Below are 22,283 nucleotides of genomic sequence, written 5' to 3'. Positions count from 1 at the left end.
TATATCGGTCTTTTGTTTCTTAATCCACCCCATGCCTACCGATGTGTCTCTTTATCAGCGGTTATTCCTTAAGATTTCAGTCACTTAATCTGACCTGAGCCCCGCCGAAGACACGGCGCACGGGTACGAGACCGGTCTATAGGCGCTCCCCTACTTGCTGGCACCGGTCGTCTTCACAAAAAGATAGGCTCCTTTCCTGAGAAGGAAAGAAGCCCATCTTTTACACGCTACCGCGTTAGTTTACAATTTACTTGCCGAAATCGTAGTCATCCAGCGGGATAGCCTGGAACTCGGCTGAAATTGCGCCTTCATTCTCAGCAGCGTAGCTGAAGTCATTGAAGCCACCTGCAGAAGCTTGGAACATCTGCTCGCGAGCCTCATCAGTAGGTTCAACCTCGATGTTGTTGTAACGAGACAAACCGGTACCGGCAGGAATCAACTTACCGATAATGACGTTCTCCTTCAGACCCACCAAAGGATCAGACTTACGTTCCATAGCCGCCTGAGTCAAAACTCGGGTGGTCTCCTGGAAGGACGCAGCGGAGAGCCATGATTCGGTAGCCAACGATGCCTTAGTAATACCCATCATTTCCGGACGGCCTGCCGCGGGACGAACTCCTTCGGACATAGCTTTTCGGTTGGCATTCTGGAAAGTAATGTTTTCCACCAACTCACCGGGAAGAAGATCGGTATCACCAGAGTCAATCACGGTCACACGACGCAGCATCTGACGAACGATAACTTCAACGTGCTTATCGTGAATACCTACACCCTGTGAACGGTAAACGCCCTGAACCTCGTCCACCAGGTGCTTCTGAGCCTCACGAGGTCCACGAATACGCAGAACTTCCTTCGGGTCAACTGCACCGGCAACAAGCTGATCACCAACGGTGACATGATCGCCCTCTGCAACGTTCAGACGCGCACGGCGAAGAACGGGGTAAGCAATCGCTTCATCACCATTATCAGGAGTTACAACAACCTTCAGCGATTTCTCAGTATCTTCAATAGAGATACGACCTGAAACCTCCGAAATCGGTGCAACACCCTTAGGTGTACGTGCCTCGAAAAGCTCCTGAATACGGGGAAGACCCTGAGTAATATCGTCCGCTGATGCAACACCACCGGTGTGGAAGGTACGCATAGTCAGCTGGGTACCGGGCTCACCGATGGACTGTGCAGCAATAATGCCCACTGCCTCACCAATATCAACCAGGTTACCCGATGCCATCGAACGACCGTAGCAAAGCGCACAAACGCCCACTGCAGACTCGCAGGTCAGCACCGAACGAACCTTAATGTCTTGGATTCCAGCCTTGTACAGCTTCTCAATCATAGGATCAGAAACATCAGTACCGGCCTCAGCCAAAACGGTGCCGTCTTCAGCCTTCACATCAACCGCAAAGGCACGACCGTGAATCGAGCTTTCAACGTTTTCATGAAGCGAAATGGTGCCGATTTCTTCGTCAACCTGAACCAATGGCAAGGTCAAACCGCGGTGAGTACCACAATCGTGCTCACGAACGATGACATCCTGAGAAACGTCCACCAGACGACGGGTCAAGTAACCCGAGTTAGCGGTACGAAGCGCGGTATCAGCAAGACCCTTACGAGCACCGTGAGTAGCGATGAAGTACTCGAGCACGGTCAAGCCTTCACGGTAGGAAGACTTAATGGGGCGAGGCATAATCTCACCCTTGGGGTTTGCCACCAGACCACGGATACCCGCAATCTGACGAACCTGCATCCAGTTACCACGAGCACCTGAAGTCACCATACGGTTAATAGTGGTATTCAGGTTAGCCAAGTTATCGCGCATAGCCTCAGCAACTTCATCAGTTGCCTTGGTCCAGATGTCGATGAGCTCGGTACGACGCTCGTTGTCGTCAATCAGACCCATATCAAACTGGCTCTGAATATCAGCAGCCTGGCTCTCGTAGCTCTCCATAATGGCGGGCTTCGAAGGAGGAGCAGCAATATCAGAAACAGCAACGGTAACGCCTGAACGCGAAGCGTAGTAGAAACCAGTGTTCTTCAGATTATCTAGTGAGCGAGCAACCTCAATCATGGGGTACTTCTCAGCAAGATCATTAATCAAAGAACCAAGGGTCTTCTTATCCGCAACCTTATCGAACCAGGGGTAATCAGCAGGCAAAGCCTGGTTGAAAATAACCTGACCCACGGTGCACTCTACGAGAAGAGGCTCGCCCTCCTTGTAACCCTCGGGGAACTCGTAACCCTCAGGAGCAACAAAGTTATCTGTGAGAATCTTGACCTTGGAATACAGCTCAATCTCGTGCAGATCAAGAGCCATAAGCGCCTCAGCAAGTGAGGAGAAGGTACGGCCTTCACCGGCTGCGTCCTCACGAGGAGTGGTCAAATGGAACAAACCAATGATCATATCCTGGTCAGGAACCGCAACGGGGCGGCCATCTGAAGGCTTCAAAATATTATTTGAAGAAAGCATCAAAATGCGTGCTTCAGCCTGAGCCTCAGGTGAGAGAGGTAGGTGAACAGCCATCTGATCGCCGTCGAAATCAGCGTTGAACGCAGAGCAAACGAGAGGATGCAGCTGGATAGCCTTACCCTCAACAAGCTGAGGTTCGAACGCCTGAATACCAAGACGGTGCAGAGTAGGTGCACGGTTGAGTAATACGGGGTGCTCCGTAATGATTTCTTCCAGAACGTCCCACACCTGTGAGCGTGAACGCTCCACCATGCGCTTAGCGGACTTAATGTTCTGAGCGTGGTTGAGGTCAACCAGACGCTTCATCACAAAAGGCTTGAAGAGCTCAAGCGCCATCTGCTTAGGCAGACCGCACTGATGCATCTGAAGCTGAGGACCGCCGACGATAACCGAACGACCTGAGTAGTCAACGCGCTTACCCAGAAGGTTCTGGCGGAAACGACCCTGCTTGCCCTTGAGCATGTCAGAGAGAGACTTCAAAGGACGGTTACCCGGGCCGGTAACAGGACGACCACGACGACCGTTATCGAACAAGGAGTCAACAGCTTCCTGAAGCATGCGCTTTTCGTTATTCACGATAATCTCAGGAGCACCGAGATCAAGCAGACGCTTCAAACGGTTGTTACGGTTGATGACGCGACGGTACAGATCGTTAAGGTCTGAAGTCGCGAAACGACCGCCGTCGAGCTGCACCATGGGGCGCAATTCCGGAGGAATCACAGGCACAGCTTCAAGAACCATACCCAAAGGCGAGTTGGTGGTAGTCAAGAATGAGTTGACAACCTTCAAACGCTTCAAGGCACGAGTCTTACGCTGTCCCTTACCTGTCTGAATAATCTCGCGAAGCGACTCAGCTTCAGCTTCCATGTCAAAGTTCTCAAGGCGCTTCTTAATAGATTCAGCACCCATTGAACCTTCAAAGTACATGCCGTACTTATCGACCATGGCACGGTAAAGAGCCTCATCACCTTCAAGGTCAGCTACCTTCAGGTTCTTAAAGCGATCCCAAACACGCTCTTCGAATTCAATCTCACGATCAGCGTTCTTCCGCACTGAAGCCATCTGGCGCTCAGCGGCATCGCGAAGCTTACGCTTCTCTGCAGCCTTACCGCCTTCAGCTTCAATACGAGCCAGTTCTTCTTCAGTTTCGCGAGCAATCAGGTTGATATCAGCATCGCGCTGATCAGCAAGAACCTTCTTATCGCGATCAAAAGCAGCCTGCAGATTTGGAAGATCCTCGTGACGAGCCTCTTCATCCACAGAAGTAATCATGTAAGCAGCGAAGTAAATAATCTTTTCAAGATCTTTCGGTGCCAAATCGAGCAGGTAACCCAAGCGTGAAGGAACACCCTTGAAGTACCAGATGTGAGTCACAGGAGCAGCAAGCTCAATGTGGCCCATACGCTCACGACGTACCTTTGCACGGGTTACCTCAACGCCACAGCGCTCACAGATAATACCCTTGAAACGTACGCGCTTGTACTTACCGCAGTAGCATTCCCAGTCGCGAGTAGGTCCGAAGATACGCTCGTCGAACAAGCCCTCTTTTTCTGGCTTCAGGGTTCGGTAGTTAATGGTTTCAGGCTTCTTGACCTCGCCATATGACCAGCTGCGGATATCCTCAGCAGTGGCTAGGCCAATACGCATCAAACCGAGTGAAGATTCGTTGGACATTTGGTCCTTATCTCTTTTCAGTAGTGGTGAAGACTATTTCGTAGAAATGATGAATGGAGTACATCCGAAAAACGGATTAGACCTCTTCAACAGAGCTGGGCTCTGCATGGGACAGGTCAATACCCAGATCATCTGCAGCACGGAAGCCTTCGTCTTCAGCATCGCGCATGTGGATGGTCTTACCATCAGTTGAAAGAACTTCAACATTGAGGCACAGTGACTGCATTTCCTTGATGAGAACCTTGAAAGACTCAGGAACACCCGGTTCAGGGATGTTCTCACCCTTAACAATTGCCTCATAGACCTTTACACGACCGTGAACGTCGTCAGACTTGATAGTCAGAATTTCCTGAAGGGTGTAAGCAGCACCGTATGCTTCCAGTGCCCAAACTTCCATCTCACCAAAACGCTGACCGCCGAACTGAGCCTTACCACCCAGGGGCTGCTGAGTAATCATGGAGTACGGACCGGTGGAGCGAGCGTGAATCTTATCGTCCACCAAGTGGTGTAGCTTCAAGATGTACTGGTAGCCCACCGAAACGGGCTCAGGGAAAGGCTCACCGGAACGACCATCGAGCAAACGTGCCTTACCGGTACGGTTAATCAAACGATCGCCGTCGCGGTTGGGGTTAGCGTGATCGAGCAGGTCGAACAATTCATCTTCACCAGCGCCGTCGAATACCGGAGTTGCCACGTTAGTGGGGCCGGTTTCCTTGGGGAAGTTAGGAAGCTTGTCCATCCATGCAGGATTGCCCTCGATCTTCCAACCCTGCTTAGCTAACCAGCCGGTATGAACTTCGAGCACCTGGCCAATGTTCATACGACCGGGAACGCCCAGCGGGTTCAGAATGATGTCAACGGGAGTACCGTCTTCCATGAAGGGCATATCTTCAATCGGAAGAATCTTGGTAATAACACCCTTGTTGCCGTGGCGACCTGCGAGCTTATCGCCCACAGTAATCTTGCGCTTCTGAGCCACGTAAACGCGGACCAGCTGGTTAACACCTGACGGCAAATCTTCTTCATCGGTTTCACGATCGAAAATACGGACGCCGATAACGGTACCGGATTCACCGTGAGGAACCTTCAAAGAGGTATCGCGAACTTCGCGTGACTTTTCACCAAAGATAGCGCGGAGAAGTCGCTCTTCAGGAGTCAGTTCGGTCTCACCCTTAGGAGTAACCTTACCCACGAGGATATCGCCGGACTCAACCTCAGCACCGATGTGAATGATGCCGCGCTCGTCCAAAGCAGAAAGAACTTCTTCAGAAACGTTGGGGATATCACGAGTGATTTCCTCAGCACCCAGCTTGGTATCGCGGGCGTCAATCTCGTGCTCTTCAATGTGAATTGAAGTGAGAACGTCGTCGGAAATCATACGCTGGGACAGGATGATGCCGTCCTCGAAGTTGAAACCTTCCCAAGACATGTAAGCCACAAGGAGGTTCTTACCTAGAGCCAGCTCGCCCTTATCGGTCGAAGGACCATCTGCAATCAGACCAGCAGCTTCAACGCGGTCCCCTGCCTTGACCACTACGCGGTGGTTGTAGCAGTTACCGGGGTTGGAACGCTGGAACTTAGCAATGGGGTAAGAAGAAGTGGTTCCATCGTCATTACGGACAATCACCAAATCAGCGGAGACCTCAGAAACTACGCCTGCCTTCTTAGCAAGAACGGAGTCACCGGAGTCAATCGCTGCGTACTTCTCCATACCGGTACCAACAACAGGTGCTTCTGACATCAGCAACGGCACAGCCTGACGCTGCATGTTGGCGCCCATCAGCGCGCGGTTAGCATCGTCGTGTTCCAGGTAAGGAATCAAAGCAGTTGCAACAGACACCATCTGGCGAGGAGAAACGTCCATAAACTCAACGTTTTCAACTTCAACCAGCACAGCTTCGCCTGAACCATCTGCTGCACGACAGAGAACTTCGTCCTCAGCAAAACGCATCTCATCATTCAGAGGAGCGTTTGCCTGCGCAATAATTGCGCCCTTCTCATCGTCAGCAGTCAGGTAGATAACCTTATCGGTCACCTGACCGTTTTCTACCTTGCGGTAGGGAGTTTCAATGAAACCGAAGGGGTTAATACGAGCGTAAGTTGCCAACGAACCAATCAGACCAATGTTGGGGCCTTCAGGGGTTTCAATGGGGCACATACGACCGTAGTGGGAGGGGTGAACGTCTCGAACTTCCATGCCTGCGCGGTCACGTGAAAGACCGCCAGGACCCAACGCGGACAGACGACGCTTGTGGGTCAAACCTGCAAGCGGGTTGTTCTGATCCATGAACTGGGAAAGCTGAGAAGTACCGAAGAACTCCTTGATAGAAGCTACAACGGGGCGAATGTTAATCAGTGTCTGAGGAGTAATAGCCTCAACGTCCTGAGTAGTCATACGCTCACGAACCACGCGCTCCATACGGGACAAACCGGTACGAATCTGGTTCTCAATGAGCTCGCCTACTGCACGGATACGGCGGTTACCGAAGTGATCGATGTCGTCAGTATCAACGCGCAAAGTAGTTTCTTCACCGTCACGGATACCCTTGATGGTCGTTCCACCAGCATGCAAAGTGACCAGGTAACGAATCATCGCTGCGATGTCATCCTGGCTCAAAACCATTGCCGAAGGATCATCCATAGGCATATCGATACCGAGCTTACGGTTGACCTTGTAACGGCCTACCTTTGCCAGATCGTAACGCTTAGGGGTGAAGTACATGTTATCGAGCAGATTCTGAGCTGCATCGACTGTTGGGGGTTCACCAGGACGAAGCTTGCGGTAGATATCAAGTAAAGCTTCTTCGCGAGTCTCAACGCTGTCCTTTTCCAAGGTAGCGCGAATCGAATCGAATTCACCGAACTCTTCAAGAATCTTAGCCTCGGTCCAGCCCAAAGCCTTCAGCAGTACAGTTACGGACTGCTTACGCTTGCGGTCAAGACGGACGCCGACCTGGTCTCGCTTGTCAATTTCTAGCTCGAACCAAGCACCGCGTGAAGGGATAATCTTCGCGGTGTAGATGTCTTTATCAGAAGTACGATCGGCAACCTTTTCGAAGTAAGCACCGGGTGAACGAACCAGCTGAGAAACAACAACGCGCTCAGTACCATTGATAACAAAGGTGCCGGACTCGGTCATCAGCGGGAAATCGCCCATGAACACAGTCTGTTGCTTAATTTCGCCGGTGTTGTTATTCATGAATTCGGCCTTGACGTACAGCGGAGCTGCATAGGTCGCATCGCGATCCTTGCATTCATCCATGGTGTACTTAGGGTCAGCAAATTCGGGTTCGGAGAATGACAGGGACATTGTGCCCTGGAAGTCTTCAATCGGAGAGATCTCTTCAAAGATTTCTGACAAACCTGAAACACTCTGAACCGAGGTATCTCCGGTTTCTTCAGCTTGCTTCAGACGTTCTGCCCATCTCTCGTTACCTACGAGACGGTCAAAACTATCAGTTTGAAGAGCGAGCAGGTTAGGAACCTGCAATGGCTCTGAAATTTTTGCGAATGAAATTCGACGGTTCGTACCGTCTGAATTCACTGCGCCGTTAGCGGCTTCGTGATTTGAGGTGCTCGAGGCGACCAAGTTGGATCCTTCCACAGACCTGTCTGTTCGTACTCACTACCCCGGAACAAGGGAACGAAAACAGTCGTGAAAAATCTCGGCGCGCGGCGAATTATGATAAGTCGGTTGCTGGGATCTTTGCGTGAACTGGTCGTTATTGCTCTGTATCACCCATGCCCACCGCTATATGAAGGCACTAAGGTTAGGGATAGCGCAAATATTCACAATACACCAAACAAAATTTGATGTCTATACCCTTTCCATCGGGGTTTTGCAACCGTAAACGTAAATCCTCTGTCTTCAGGATTGAAGACAGAGGATCTATCGGAAGTCTTTTAGCACTCGACGACGTTTACCGCCAAGCCGCCCATAGACGTTTCTTTGTAACGGGTAGACATATCTTCGCCCGTTTGGCGCATCGTCTCAATGACCTGGTCCAGTGAGACGCGGTGTTCGCCGTCGCCACGCAAAGCCATTTTCACAGCATTGATAGCTTTCGCTGCAGCCATTGCGTTACGCTCGATGCAAGGAATCTGCACCAATCCACCTACGGGGTCGCAGGTCAAGCCCAGATTGTGTTCCATCGCAATCTCTGCGGCGTTTTCAATCTGCTCATTTGAAGCGCCCATCACCTGAGCGAGTCCAGCAGCCGCCATCGATGAAGCGGTACCCACTTCACCCTGACAACCCACCTCCGCACCAGAGATAGAAGCACGCTTCTTATAGAGCGCTCCCACAGAAGCAGCAGCAAGGAAGAAATCAACGACAACCTGTTCCCGCTTTGCTTGACCACAACCACGAATTCCGTCAGTGTAATTCATCGCATAATGCAACACAGCAGGAATGATGCCCGAAGCACCGTTAGTAGGAGCAGTCACGATTCGACCGCCAAAAGCATTCTCTTCATTGACAGCCAAAGCAATGAGGTTGACCCAGTCAAGAGCGTACTCAGGTGACTTCTGCGGATCTTCACTCACTAAATCTCGGTGCCACTGAGCTGCACGACAACGCACCTTCAAAGCACCCGGAAGGTAACCAATACGAGAGAGGGAAGAACCAACGCATTCACGCATTACTTGGTAAATATGCAAGATGCCTTCGCGGATTTCTTCTTCACTACGTACCGAAAGCTCATTCTGCATCTTCAAAGCAGCGATAGAGAGCCCCGCTGAATTAGCCATATCCAGCAATTCTGCACCTGATCCGAAGGGGTAAGGCGGGTTTTCCAAGCTAGAACCGCCGGTAGCTTCTTCATTTTCTTCAATAATGAATCCGCCACCGATAGAGAAGTATGTGCGCTCAAGCAAGAGCTCCTCCCCCGACCATGCGGCAACCTTAATGCCGTTGGTATGACGGGGCAAAATCGTCAGTGGACGAAGCGTGATATCGGATTCTTTATAGGTAACGACCGGACCATAAATCAACTTCTCGGTCGAAGCTGGAGCACCGCCAGCAAAATCCGCTGAGGCATAGCCTGCCAGGGGTAGAACACCGTCTACCGAGTTATTGGCCATCAGCTGTTCAGCTTCCCCAATGTTAATTGTCTCAGGAACAAACCCCGCAAGACCCTTGATAGCTGCGCTCATGGTGCCGTGGCCAGCACCGGTAGCAGCCAACGAGCCATAGAGGTCAATATGAACCCGATCCACGCGATTAAAATTACCGCTATCAATAAGCTCCGAGATAAACCGGTTGGTGGCGCGCATGGGCCCAACGGTGTGAGACGACGACGGGCCAACACCGATTGAGAAGAGTTCGAACACCGATATGTCATGCTCTAACGCCTCGGCCTTAATCTGTGCAGAACTAATATCCATACACTTTCCTTCCACCCTAAAAGTTATAAGTAAGCTCTATCCATACTAGGGTTTAGAGCACTTTGGCAGTTCAGCCCGAGCACATATGAAAGTACCCGGGCTGAACTGTAATATTTATTTACCTCTCACGAGAGGAAATACAGCACGAACTAAGATTCGCGCTTGTAGAAGGGCAAAGCGACAACGTCGAAAGGAGCCTTCTTGCCGCGAATATCAACGTCCACGGTAGTACCCAATTCTGAATGATCCCGGTTAACCAGAGCCATTGCAACGGGGTAACCCAACGTCGGTGAAGGAATACCGGAGGTCACCTCACCGATAACAGTTTCCCCATCTACCAGCTTGGCACCGCCACGAGCAGGACGCTTTGCCTGAGCCTTCAAGCCTACGAGGATACGCTCAGATTCGGTTTCCGCCAATTTTGCCAGAGCCTCACGACCCACAAAATCAGCTTTTTTCTTCTCCAAAGCGATTTCGACCAGGCGACCAAGACCGGACTCGAAAACCGAAATATCCTTGCCCAACTCGTTACCGTAAAGCGGCATACCTGCTTCAAGACGTAACGAGTCACGCGCTGCAAGACCTGCGGGCTTAATGCCGAATTCTTTACCAGCCTCAGCTGCAGCGTCCCAAATCTTTGCAGCTTCTGCGTTAGGAACGTAGATTTCAAATCCGTCTTCACCGGTGTAGCCGGTGCGAGCCAACAGTACTTCTACTCCCCCAAACTTCACAGGAAGAGAAGCGTAGTACTTCAGTTCCTTAATAGCTTCGGCATCTGAAGGATCCATTGCCAAAAGTATCTCTTCTGACTTCGGTCCCTGAACTGCCACCAAAGAAGTTTCAGCAGACTCATTCTTGAGCTCGACGTCGAACCCTTCAGCGCGTGCCTGAAAAGCTTCAAAGTCAGTTGCAACGTTAGAAGCGTTAGGAACTACCAAGAATTCTTCTTCGCCCAGGCGGTAAGTAATCAAATCGTCAAGGATTTTGCCGTTCTCATCAACAAGAATCGAATACTTAGCTTTACCCACCTTGAGGATGCCCATGTTGGACACCAGGGTGTAGTCCAAATATGCAGCGGCATCAGGACCAGTAATGCGGAATTCGCCCATATGGGACAAATCGAATAGACCGGCAGCTGAACGAACAGCTTTGTGTTCTTCAACGTCGTTCTCATATTTCAAGGGCATATTCCAGCCGCCGAAATCAGTGAATGAAGCACCAAGAGCTTCGTGCTTTTCATAAAGGGAAGTTTTCTGCGGAGCCATGATGACTCTCCTTTCAAAGATGTATCAAATCAGGTGGAACCCCTCTGCGGTGAAAAATTCCATCTGATTCGATAAGTTCTCAGCTAAACAGCTATGAACCTTTAGCTAGCTTCGGTTACCTCAATGTCAAATGCTTCCATCGGAGGGCATTCGCATACGAAGTTACGGTCACCGTTAGCACCGTCGATACGACCGATGGGAGTGAAGTACTTGTTGCGGTGCAACGAAGGTACGGGGAATGCAGCTTCGCTACGGGGGTACTTACGATCCCACTCGTCAGCAGAGACAACCTCAACGGTGTGAGGAGCATTGCGGAGCACCGAATCTTCTACGGAGATGTTGCCATCAGCTACATACTTGATTTCGTCAAAGATAGTGCTCATTGCGGTGATGAAGCGATCCAGTTCAGCCTTGCTTTCGGACTCAGTAGGCTCAACCATCAAGGTTCCTGGTACGGGGAATGCCAAGGTGGGTGCGTGGAAGCCGTAGTCCATCAGACGCTTGCAGACGTCTTCTGCAGTGACTCCGGACTGGGCGGTCAGCTCGCGCAAATCCAGAATGCATTCGTGAGCTACCAAACCGCCAGGACCGGTGTAGAGCACGGGGAACTTCTCGCCCAGCTCGCGGGCAATGTAGTTAGCATTCAAGATAGCGTATTCAGAAGCGCTCTTGAGACCTTCGGCACCGGACATCGCAATGTACATCCAGGTAATGGGCAGAACGCCTGCAGAACCAAACATTGCCTGAGAAATAGGCAACGGAGCACCTTCAAGCTTGCCCTCTTCATCTGCAAGGTAGCCATCACCAGGCAGGTACTTCTCCAAGTGTGCGCCTACAGCAACAGGACCAACACCGGGACCACCGCCACCGTGAGGGATAGAGAAAGTCTTGTGCAGGTTCAGGTGGGAGACGTCGCCGCCGAACTGACCGGGCTGTGCAAGACCCATCTGCGCGTTGAGGTTAGCACCATCAACGTAGACCTGTCCGCCTGCTTCATGAACCAGCTTGCAGACCTCAACCACCTTGTCCTCAAATACACCGTGGGTTGAAGGGTAGGTAATCATGATGCCGGCAATCTTATCGCCGTACTTTTCAATCTTTACTTTGAGATCCTCGACGTCAATGGAGCCATCTTCAGCGGTAGCAACACCAGCGACGTCCAGTCCAGCCAAAGCAGCCGATGCTGCGTTGGTGCCGTGAGCAGACATGGGGATGAGCACGATGCTGCGCTGGGTATCGCCGTTGTCCTCATGGTAGGCACGGATAGCGCGCAGACCAGCGTATTCGCCGGATGCACCCGAGTTAGGCTGCAATGAAATTGCATCGTAACCGGTGATGGCTACGAGCCAGTCCGAAAGCTCATCAATGAGTGACTTCCAGCCCTTGGTCTGATCGGCAGGTGCCAGCGGGTGAATGGTGGCGAACTCGGGCCAGGAGATGGGTTCCATCTCAGCAGCAGCGTTCAGCTTCATGGTGCAGGAGCCCAAAGGAATCATGGTGCGATCCAGCGCCAGGTCCTTATCGGAAAGCTGGCGCAGGTAGCGCATCATGGAAGTTTCTGAACGGTAAAGGTGGAAGACAGGGTGCTGCATGTACTCATCAGTACGTAACAGGTCTGAAGCAATCTGATGCTTACCAGATTCTGGTAGCTTGCCGCCGAATGCTTCTACCAAAGCAGTCAATATGGCGTCATCATGGGATTCACCAACAGAGATTGAAATGCGATCGTCGTTGATCTTACGGATGTTGATACCAGCGTCTGAAGCCTTCTTTACATACTCATCTGCTTTACCGTCGACGTCGAAAGCTACGGTGTCGAAGAAGGATTCGTGAACAAGTTTCAAGCCAGCATCAGACAGAGCAACAGCTACGCGAGATGCGTTCTCGTGCAAAGTCTCAGCGATCTTCTTCAGACCTTCAGGGCCGTGGTAGACAGCGTAAGCACCTGCGGTAATTGCCAATAGTGCCTGAGCAGTACAAATGTTAGAAGTAGCCTTTTCGCGGCGGATGTGCTGCTCGCGAGTCTGCAGTGCCAGGCGGTAACCGGGGCGACCGGTGGCATCCTGAGAAACACCCACCAGGCGACCGGGCATATTGCGCTGCTGACCGCTATGAACAGCCATGTATGCAGCGTGAGGACCGCCGTACCACAGGGGCAGACCGAAGCGCTGGGTATTGCCGACGACGATGTCTGCACCCATCTCGCCCGGAGACTTCAGCAAGGTCAAAGCGAGCAAATCAGCGTTCACCGTGACCAAGGCATTGCGTTCTTTAGCTTCGTCAACCAACGGCTTAATATCGCGTACTTCGCCGTCGTGACCTGGGTAAGCCAGGATAATGCCGAAGAGGTCGCCCTCTGGCAGACCATCTGCAAAATCGGTGACCACAAAATCAATGCCCAAAGCTTCTGCACGACCTCGCACAACAGACAGAGTCTGAGGCAGGCAACGGGAATCAATAGCGAATTTACCGTTCTTCACCTTGCGGTTAGAACGCTTCATCATGGTTGCAGCTTCAGCTACAGCGGTGGATTCATCCAGCAAAGAAGCGTTTGCAACCTCAAGGCCGGTCAATTCCATCACGGTGTTCTGGAAGTTCAACAAAGCTTCCAGACGACCCTGGGAAATTTCAGCCTGATAGGGAGTGTAAGAGGTGTACCAACCCGGTGCCTCTAGAATGTTGCGGCGTAGAACGGGCGGGGTAATAGCGTCATAATAACCAGCACCAATCATCTGTGCTTTGACGATATTTTGGCTAGCGTATCCAGCTAGCTTTTCCTGAGCATCTCGCTCTGAAAGAGCTTGAGGTAGGTTTAGCGCACTATCCATGCGGATAGAAGAGGGCACTACAGCGTCTACCAAATCACCCAAAGAATCATAGCCAACGGTGCTCAGCATCGATTCGAGGTCGGTATCGCGGGGACCAAGATGACGGTCGATAAATGACATACGAAATACTCCTTGTCAGTTCCAGTTCACGGATGAACTAGAGACCTCCCCACTCTGTTTTTTACCTGCGAGTTTTATCTTCAGCACGAGCGCATGCACGCTATACACCAAAGTTTGCTCCTACGGTGGAGAATGGGTTCTCCTTTTCAGAGTTACCTAACCAAGCGGTACGGGTGCCTGAGAGTTTCCCGGGGAGGTTTTGCTCCTTCGGCGCCGCAAGCTTTGCTTCATTGCTAGCTCAACGGTCTCTCCCGAATGGTATAGCGGTAGTTTATGAACACCTTAAAGTTTGCCATATCACACGCAAAATACGCCATACGATGTTCTGAATCGTATGGCGTATTTGCTACCAGCTAATTTAGGAGTCAGTCGTTATTTCTTGGGTTTTCCACCATTTTTAATAACGAAGGATAGTGCGAGGGAAACAAGGGCCGCCATCATCAGAGCGATCTGTGCCCAGAAGTAGTGACCGTTTGCACCATAAACTGCACCCATGACCAGCGGCGGGAAGTAACCGCCAAGACCACCGGCTGCTGACACCAGACCACCCACGGTTCCGGTTTCTGCCGGTTTGGTAGCTCGCCCTACCCAGCCGAAAACGGTGCCGGTTCCAAATCCGATGAAGATAGCCATCAAAATGAAGAGGGTGTAATACATCGCAGGCGATTCAAACTGCAGAGCAATCAGCACAGACAGTGCCGCAATCGCCAAGAACATGACGATAGTTACCGGGCGGGGTCCGACCTTATCCGCTGCCATGCCACCAAAGGGGCGAGCAATCACAGCGCATGTAGCAAACAGAGCCGCAAAGGTTCCTGCCTGAACTGCCTCAAAGTTGTAGACGTTACCCATGTATGTGGGCAAGTAATTAGAGAAAGCAACAAAAGCGCCGAAAACTACAGCGTAGATAAAGCACAACTCCCAGGTGGTTACCTTCTTTGTAGCAGCCATGATTTTAGGCATCATCGGCTCGGGCACACGCCCTGCAGTCTTCGGAGAATCCTTCATCACGAACCACACGATGACTGCATAAGACAGAGCGATGCACGCAATGATGACGTGGGTGGGGAAATATCCAAAAGCCTTCAACATACGAGGATTGAAGAACGCCGCTACAGCGGTGCCAATCATACCCATGCCGAAAATACCGGTGGCTAGTCCCTTACGGTGCGGCTCATACCAGGACGCCGCGAAGGGAATACCCACAGCAAAGATAGAACCACCAATACCCAGGAAGAAGGCTACAACCAGCAGCAAGGGGAAGCTGGTAGTGAAAGCGCCCACCAAGCCCACGACGAGCACCATAGCAGCGGTGAGAGTCAATAGAGCGGTAAACATAACCCTGCCACCAAAGCGGTCAGTCATCGCGCCCACCGGAATACGAGCAACCGCGCCCACAATAACCGGCATAGCAATGAGCAAACTCAACTGCCCAGGAGTGAGATGAAAGGCTTCCTTGTAGTAAGACTTTGCCAGTGGACCAATCATGGTCCAGCCCCAGAAACCAATCAACGAAGCTAGGGTAGCCATGATGACATTCTTAAGCTGACCCTTCAGTTGTGGATCGCGTTCCACAGTCGTAGTACTCATCTTTTCCTCATTTGTTGATGTGTGTGAAGGAACCTGCCGTACATCTTTTTTAGCTCCTTAGAAATATCTATTTCAGATTGCTACTGTTATCGGAAGTTCCTACCGGATCCCAACCGCGGCGTCGTCCGACCTTTTCTCCCCCACGTGAGCGGTACACAATGTAGGGGCGGAAAAGGTAGTGAATCGGCGCGGTAAAAGCGTGAACCAGGCGTGTGAATGGCCACAGCGCAAAGAGAGCAAAAGCCAATAAGATATGCATTTTGAAGGTGAATGGAATGTCACGCATCAAACCCACTTCGGGTTGGAACAAGAATAGCGAGCGGAACCAAGGAGAGATATCTGCTCGATAGTTATGCCCGTGATGACCCTGCATCGCACTGAAAATAGTGACTCCGATTCCGAACACGATGACAGCCATCAAAGACACGTACATAATCTTGTCGCTGATAGTAGTCGCCGCAAAAACAGACTTATTAGTACGACGGCGGAAGATCATCACTATCAGCCCGAACAGAACCGCCAAACCAAACGGGATGCCCATGATGAGTGCACCCGCGTGGTACATCTCATCGGTAATCCCCAGAGCCGCAGTCCAGCTCGCAGGAATCATCAGACCTACAATGTGACCGCCTAAAACACCGACCAAACCATAGTGAAAAAGTGGAGACGCAATTTTAAGAATCTTTGACTCATAGAACTGCGAAGACCTGGTGGTCCACCCAAACTGGTCGTATTTGTAACGCCAGATGGTGCCGCCAATAAGAATGACAATCACCATGTAGGGCAAGACACCCCAGAGGAAAGTATCAAGGATATTCATCGGTGAGCTCCTGACTGAGGTTGAAGAAGGGGAAGAAGACGAGGATCTGAGGCGCCCAAACCCACCTGCTCGGTAGGCGGGCCAAATCCTGCCAATTTTTGAATGTGTTGTACGTCTTCAGGAGATTCCCCCGGCAATGTCGCGCAGATACATTCCACCAATCCGTGAAACGCCAACTTGTCATCGCGTAAAGCCAAACGAAGTAACTCCAGAGACGGCCGGTATGCCTGAAGCGCCGCGCGTCCTGACTTACGGTCAATCAGTGCTGCAAACTCCAGGACTAACGGCAGATAGTCGGGCAGCTCACCGTGTAAATCGGTGACCATTCCCGAATCGCGGTACATCTTTTTGAACCGGCCCAAAGCCTCACCCCGACGACGGGTATCGCCCTCGGTCCAGTAGGAAAGGTGTAGCGCGTGGCGGCGGGATAGATCATATTCCTGCACGTATTCGGCAGCAATTTTTTCTAATGGTGCCGACGCATACCAATCACGAATCTGCTCTACTGCCTCTACGAAAGCGGGGTTATCGATACGGTGAGCCAGTTCCAATAGCTCTGGAATGGTCTGCCGAATCTCCTCAGACGGGTAGCGGAAGAGCACTGAAGATACCTGGTAAATTACCGCATCTTCTTCAGCGCCGCTCCCCCAATCCATGTCAAAAGGATCCCCGCTGGAGGGGCGGACAGGCTCCGCTTCATCTCCCGACTTTCCCAGCAGTTTTGAAAAGAAACCAGCCACTATTTCGCCCTCGTTGAGCCGGCGGTATTAGGAAACATCGCATCGGGGCGGCTGTTTCCGTCCCACATGAAGATATTGACCTTGCCGTCTGCACGAGCAGTGTTGGCGTAGGAGCCAGCTGATACAGGGTTGGGGCGAGCGCCGGTGCCGCTAAATGCGTCATCATAGAGCATTCCTGGACCGCCGTCGCCCTCCAGAGAGCAACCAATTTCTTCGAGGTTATGAGCATCTTCCATATGTGCACGAGGAATCACGTAGCGCTCGTTGTACTTAGAAATAGCCATAAGCCTGTACATCTCATAGATTTGCTCGCCGGTCATGCCCACTGCCTCAGCAATTTCTTCTTTGCCGACGCCGCCGAGGGTGATATCTCGCATGTAAGCACGCATTGCTGCGAGCTTTTTGAGGACATCCACCACAATCTTGGTATCACCAGCAGTAAAGAGCTCTGCGAGGTACTCCACCGGAATGCGAAGGGAGTCGATAGCGCCGAAGAGGTTTTCCTGGGACTCAGCATCGTGACCCTGCTCTTTGAGAAGGTCAATGATGGGTGAAAGCGGCGGAACGTACCAGACCATGGGCATGGTGCGGTATTCGGGATGAAGGGGAAGGGCGATCTTCCATTCCTTCGCCAGCTTGTAGACCGGTGACTTCTGCGCCGCTTCAATCCACGACTGCTGGATGCCCTGCTTCTTCGCTTCGCGAATCACTTCAGGGTCAAACGGGTCGAGCATAATATCTAACTGCGCTTCGTAAAGATCTTGATCGTTCTCGACCGAAGCAGCCTCTGTCACGCGATCGGCGTCGTACAGGAAAATACCGATGTAGCGCATACGACCCACGCAGGTTTCGGCACAAACGGTGGGGATACCGTGCTCTAAGCGGGGGTAGCAGAAAGTACATTTCTCAGCTTTACCGCTCTTGTGGTTGAAGTAAATCTTCTTGTAAGGGCAACCGGTAATGCACTGACGCCAACCACGGCAACGGTCTTGGTCCACCAGGACAATGCCGTCTTCGCTACGCTTATAGATCGCGCCGGAGGGGCAGGAAGCCATGCAGGAAGGGTTCAGGCAGTGCTCGCAGATGCGAGGCAGGTAGAACATGAAGGTCTGCTCAAATTCGAACTTGATCTTCTCTTCAGATTCCTGACGGATCTTCTGCACGATGGGGTCTTCGTTACCGGTGACGTAAGTACCGCCAAGGTCATCGTCCCAGTTAGCAGACCAGTCAATAGCGGTGTCCTCACCGGTAATCAGAGACTTAGGCTTAGCGACCGGAAAATCATCACCCAAAGGTGCCGAAATCAGATTCTGGTAGTCATAGGTCCAGGGCTCATAATAGTCGGTCATCTGAGGCTGAATGGGTGAAGCAAAAATGGTGAAAAGCTTCTTGAAACGGTTACCCGCCTTCAGCTCCAGACGCCCCTTCTTATTAAGAGTCCACCCGCCCTTCCACTTTTCTTGGTCTTCATAACGCTTGGGGTAACCCAAACCGGGGCGGGTTTCCACGTTATTGAACCAGACGTATTCAGTACCGGCACGGTTTGTCCATGCTTGCTTACAGGTCACGGAACAGGTGTGGCAACCCAGGCACTTATCCAGTGCCATAATCATTGATACTTGAGCCATTACTCGCATTAGTAGGTGACCTCCTGGTTGCGGCGACGGATAACAGAGACGATGTCTCTCTGGTTACCAGTGGGACCGAGGTAGTTGAAAGCGTATGCCTGGTGAGCATAACCACCAATGAGGTGGGTGGGCTTAACCAAGATACGGGTGACGGAGTTGTGGATACCGCCACGCTTGCCGGTTGCTTCTGACTTAGGAATATCCACCAGACGCTCCTGGGCGTGGTGAACATAGACGACGCCGGTGGGCAGACGGTGCGAAACCACCGCGCGTCCCACGAAAACGCCGTTATCGTTCACACACTCGATCCAGTCGTTATCCTTGACACCAATCTTGGCGGCGTCGTCGGGGTTCAGCCAGGCATGAGAGCCACCGCGTGAGAGCGCCAGCATGTAGAGGTTGTCGTGGTAGGACGAGTGAATGGACCACTTATTGTGCGGGGTCATGTAGCGCACCGCGATAGTGACCTCATCCTGCTGCTCCCCCAGCTTGGGCTGGTTGAAGAGCTGGTTCATGTCCAACGGCGGGCGGTAGGTAGGCATCTGCTCACCCATTTCGCTCATCCAGTCGTGGTCCAAGAAAAAGTGCATACGACCGGTGAGGGTGTGGAAGGGTTTCAACTGCTCGGTATTGAGCGTGAACGGCGCATAGCGACGTCCGCCAGTTTCCGAACCAGACCACTCGGGCGAAGTAAACACGGGACAGGGGCGATCCTGGGTGTCCTTGAAGGTAATGCGTTTTTCCTCATTGCCTTCAGCCAGGTGCACGAACTTCTTGCCCACGCGCTTCTCTAACTCTTTGAAGGCCTTGATAGCTACGGGACCGTTTGAGGTACCTGATAGCGCAAGGATGGTATCGCAGAGCTTGGAATCGGTGTCAATCGCCGGGCGACCTGCACCCTTACCCGAATCCATTACACCGTTCTCCTCGGCGAGCTTTGCCAGCTCGTCGTTGACGTCAACGGTAATTGCCTTGGTCGTCGTACCTAAGGTAGAGAGCAAGGGGCCGACCGAGGTGTACATCTCGTAGAGGGCAGGGTAATCACGTTCGACCATCGCAAAGATGGGCATGTTCTTACCTGGTACACCTTTCTTGCCCTCGTTCTTCCAATCGCAGGAGTGACCACCGGGCTGAGCAATCTGCCCTGGGGTGTCATGCTGCAACGGAACAGAGACCAAATCCTTTTGCGCCGGCAGATGCTTCTTGGACAGCTGCGAGAAGACCCATGCCAATTCCTTGAAAATCTGGTGGTCAGTCTTGGTCTCCCACGGCGGATCGATGGCCGGAGTGAAAGCGTGGATGTAGGGGTGCATATCGGTGGAGGAAATATCGAATTTCTCATACCAGGTAGCGGCAGGGAACACGATATCCGAGGACAGCGTAGAAGAGGTCATGCGGAAATCCGCGGTGACCAACAAGTCCAGCTTACCCTGGGGCGCCTCGTCGTACCACTTAACCTCGCGCGGCTTGCTTTCTACGGTGTCTTTACCCATCACCGAGTTGTGGGTACCCAGCAGGTGCTTGAGGAAGTATTCTTCGCCCTTTGCGGAGGAGCCCAGCAAGTTATTACGCCAGAGCATGAGGGTACGGGGCCAGTTCACAGGGTTGTCGATATCTTCTACCGAGAACTGCAAGCTACCCTCGTTGAGACGATCCGCTACATATGCAGCAGGAGTGTCTGCGGCACCGGATTCAACGGCAGCAGCTGCTTCTTGTGCCAACTGGGTGGGATTTTCATTGAACTGTGGATACATCGGCATCCACCCCATACGGGTAGTACGCGCCACGATATCTGCCGTATGAACGCCCTTCAGCTCACCCTTAGCTAGCGGAGACTGTATTGAATCGGAAGAATAGCCGTCTTGACGCCACTGGTCAGTATGCATGTACCAGAACGAAGTACCTGCCTGAGTGCGAGGAGGGCGAACCCAGTCCAAGGCATTTGCCATATGTGCCCAGCCGGTAATGGGGCGAGCCTTTTCCTGCCCCACGTAGTGAGCCCAGCCGCCACCATTGCGACCTTCACAACCGCACATCTGTAACAAAGCCAAAATAGCGCGGTAGGTAGCGTCGCCGTGGTACCACTGGCAGATACCTGCACCCATGATAATCATGGTGCGACCGCCTGAATCAATCGAGTTCTGAGCGAATTCACGCGCCACACGAATGACAGCTTCTGCAGGAACGGAAGTAATTTCCTCCTGCCAGGCAGGAGTGTACTGAGTTTCGAGATCCTCGAAATCACGGGCAAATTGCCCCGGCAAATGGAGTTGCGGGCGAGCCACACCGTACTGAGCCAAAATCAGGTCAAATACGGTGCACACTTCCATTCCCTCCACCAAAATGGTGGGAACACCACGAGAAACCACATGTCCGGCACCATTGGGGGTATCAAAGGCAGGCATCTTGATTTCAGCCACGCCTGTTGCACCACCGGGAATATCAGCTACTGACAGAGCAGGCTTAATCCCGTCAAGATCAAGATTCCACTTGCCCATATCTTCAGCGTTATAGCGGTGGCCCAAGGTGCCGTTAGGAACGATTACTTCACCTGTCGCGCGGTCAAGAAGAGCCGTCTTGAAATCAGGATCCGCCATCGAGGCACCCTGTGCCAAATCGGCAGCTTTCACAAACTTATGAGGCACCTTGATGCCGTCTTCACGGGTTTCCAATCGAACAAGGAAGGGGAAATCAGTAAAGGTGGTGGTGTAATCCTCAAAGAATTCCACCCGCTGGTCTACAAAGTTCTCTTTGAGAATGACATGGCCCATCGCCATCGCCAAAGCAGCATCAGTACCGGGCTGAGCAGGTAGCCATTCATCGGCGAACTTGGTGTTATCAGCGTAGTCAGGGGAAACAGAGACAACCTTGGTTCCGCGATAACGAACTTCAGCAACCCAGTGAGCATCTGGAGTACGCGTGACGGGGATGTTGGAACCCCACATCATCAGGTAGGTTGCATCCCACCAGTCACCCGATTCACGAACGTCAGTCTGGTCACCAAAGACCTGAGGGGATGCCACCGGAAGGTCGGCATACCAGTCATAGAAAGAAGTCATGACGCCGCCGAGCAACTCGATATAACGAGCGCCCGAAGCATGCGATGCCATAGATTTAGCAGGAATAGGTGAGAAACCGATGTTGCGGTCGGGACCGTATTCCTGAATGGTATGAATCTGTGCCGATGCCACCATCTCTAGGGCTTCGGTCCAGGTTCCGCGCACTAGACCGCCCTTACCGCGAGCTTTTACGTAGCGCTCGCGTTTGGCGGGGTCAGTGACGATAGATTTCCACGCCAATACAGGATCGCCGTTATGGATGGCTTTAGCTTCGCGGTACATCTCCAAGAGAGGTCCGCGGATGTAGGGGTACTTCACACGAGAAGGTGAATAGGTGTACCAGGAGAAAGAAGCACCACGGGGGCAACCACGAGGTTCATACTCTGGGCGATCAGGACCGACGGTGGGGTAATCGGTTGCCTGAGCTTCCCAGGTAATAACGCCGTCCTTGACAAAGACTTGCCAGGAGCAGGAACCGGTGCAGTTCACACCGTGGGTGGAGCGCACCACTTTGTCGTAGCTCCAACGGTCACGATAGAAAACGTCGCCGCGGCGCCCGCCTTCACGAAAAACTGCGCGTCCGTCGTCAGATTCGTCCCATTTGGAGAAGAATTTGCCGAATTTGAGGAGTTGGTCCGAAAAGGGGCCGTCGACTTTCGCCCCGGAGGGGGTACTGCGCCCCCTGGTGTTAGCTGTCTCAGTCATAC

General features: G+C 52.3%; 10 protein-coding genes and 1 riboswitch. All 10 genes read right to left on the bottom strand.

The features are described 5' to 3' along the window. Positions 1–247: 247 nt before the first annotated feature. The 10 genes from ACFR81_RS02875 to ACFR81_RS02830 all read right to left on the bottom strand — a co-directional run bounded on the left by ACFR81_RS02875 (position 248) and on the right by ACFR81_RS02830 (position 22,281). Positions 248–4,141, bottom strand: coding sequence for a DNA-directed RNA polymerase subunit beta' (locus ACFR81_RS02875; RefSeq protein ID WP_343876234.1), 3,894 nt, complete (start codon positions 4,139–4,141; stop codon positions 248–250). 76 nt (positions 4,142–4,217) lie between these two features. Then, positions 4,218–7,730, bottom strand: coding sequence for a DNA-directed RNA polymerase subunit beta (rpoB, locus tag ACFR81_RS02870; RefSeq protein ID WP_068169606.1), 3,513 nt, complete (start codon positions 7,728–7,730; stop codon positions 4,218–4,220). Between the two features lie 314 nt (positions 7,731–8,044). After that, complete coding sequence (locus ACFR81_RS02865) at positions 8,045–9,526, bottom strand: L-serine ammonia-lyase (protein ID WP_068169611.1); 1,482 nt, start codon at positions 9,524–9,526, stop codon at positions 8,045–8,047. Between the two features lie 149 nt (positions 9,527–9,675). Then, positions 9,676–10,791, bottom strand: a complete 1,116-nt coding sequence (gene gcvT, locus ACFR81_RS02860) for a glycine cleavage system aminomethyltransferase GcvT (RefSeq protein ID WP_343876235.1) — start codon at positions 10,789–10,791, stop codon at positions 9,676–9,678. A 101-nt stretch (positions 10,792–10,892) separates the two neighbouring features. After that, on the bottom strand, positions 10,893–13,739 hold the full coding sequence (gene gcvP / locus ACFR81_RS02855) for an aminomethyl-transferring glycine dehydrogenase (protein WP_343876236.1): 2,847 nt from the start codon (positions 13,737–13,739) through the stop codon (positions 10,893–10,895). Between the two features lie 155 nt (positions 13,740–13,894). Next, positions 13,895–14,003: riboswitch (glycine riboswitch) on the bottom strand. A 108-nt stretch (positions 14,004–14,111) separates the two neighbouring features. Continuing rightward, positions 14,112–15,329, bottom strand: coding sequence for an MFS transporter (locus tag ACFR81_RS02850; RefSeq protein WP_068169619.1), 1,218 nt, complete (start codon positions 15,327–15,329; stop codon positions 14,112–14,114). Positions 15,330–15,396: 67 nt separating this feature from the next. Continuing rightward, positions 15,397–16,149, bottom strand: coding sequence for a respiratory nitrate reductase subunit gamma (gene narI, locus ACFR81_RS02845; RefSeq protein ID WP_190617997.1), 753 nt, complete (start codon positions 16,147–16,149; stop codon positions 15,397–15,399). Then, positions 16,146–16,889 carry a nitrate reductase molybdenum cofactor assembly chaperone gene (gene narJ / locus ACFR81_RS02840; protein ID WP_190617995.1) on the bottom strand — a complete coding sequence of 248 codons (744 nt, stop codon included), beginning with the start codon at positions 16,887–16,889 and terminating at the stop codon, positions 16,146–16,148. The genes narI and narJ overlap by 4 nt, the downstream gene beginning before the upstream one ends. Next, positions 16,889–18,526, bottom strand: a complete 1,638-nt coding sequence (gene narH, locus ACFR81_RS02835; protein ID WP_343876237.1) for a nitrate reductase subunit beta — start codon at positions 18,524–18,526, stop codon at positions 16,889–16,891. Before narH ends, narJ begins: the two co-directional genes overlap by 1 nt. Next, positions 18,526–22,281, bottom strand: coding sequence for a nitrate reductase subunit alpha (locus ACFR81_RS02830; RefSeq protein WP_068169633.1), 3,756 nt, complete (start codon positions 22,279–22,281; stop codon positions 18,526–18,528). Before ACFR81_RS02830 ends, narH begins: the two co-directional genes overlap by 1 nt. Positions 22,282–22,283: the final 2 nt, after the last annotated feature.

The sequence above is a fragment of the Rothia amarae genome (assembly GCF_042677725.1).
Taxonomy (GTDB): Bacteria; Actinomycetota; Actinomycetes; order Actinomycetales; family Micrococcaceae; genus Rothia; species Rothia amarae.
This window is presented reverse-complemented; position numbering and strand designations above follow the sequence as displayed.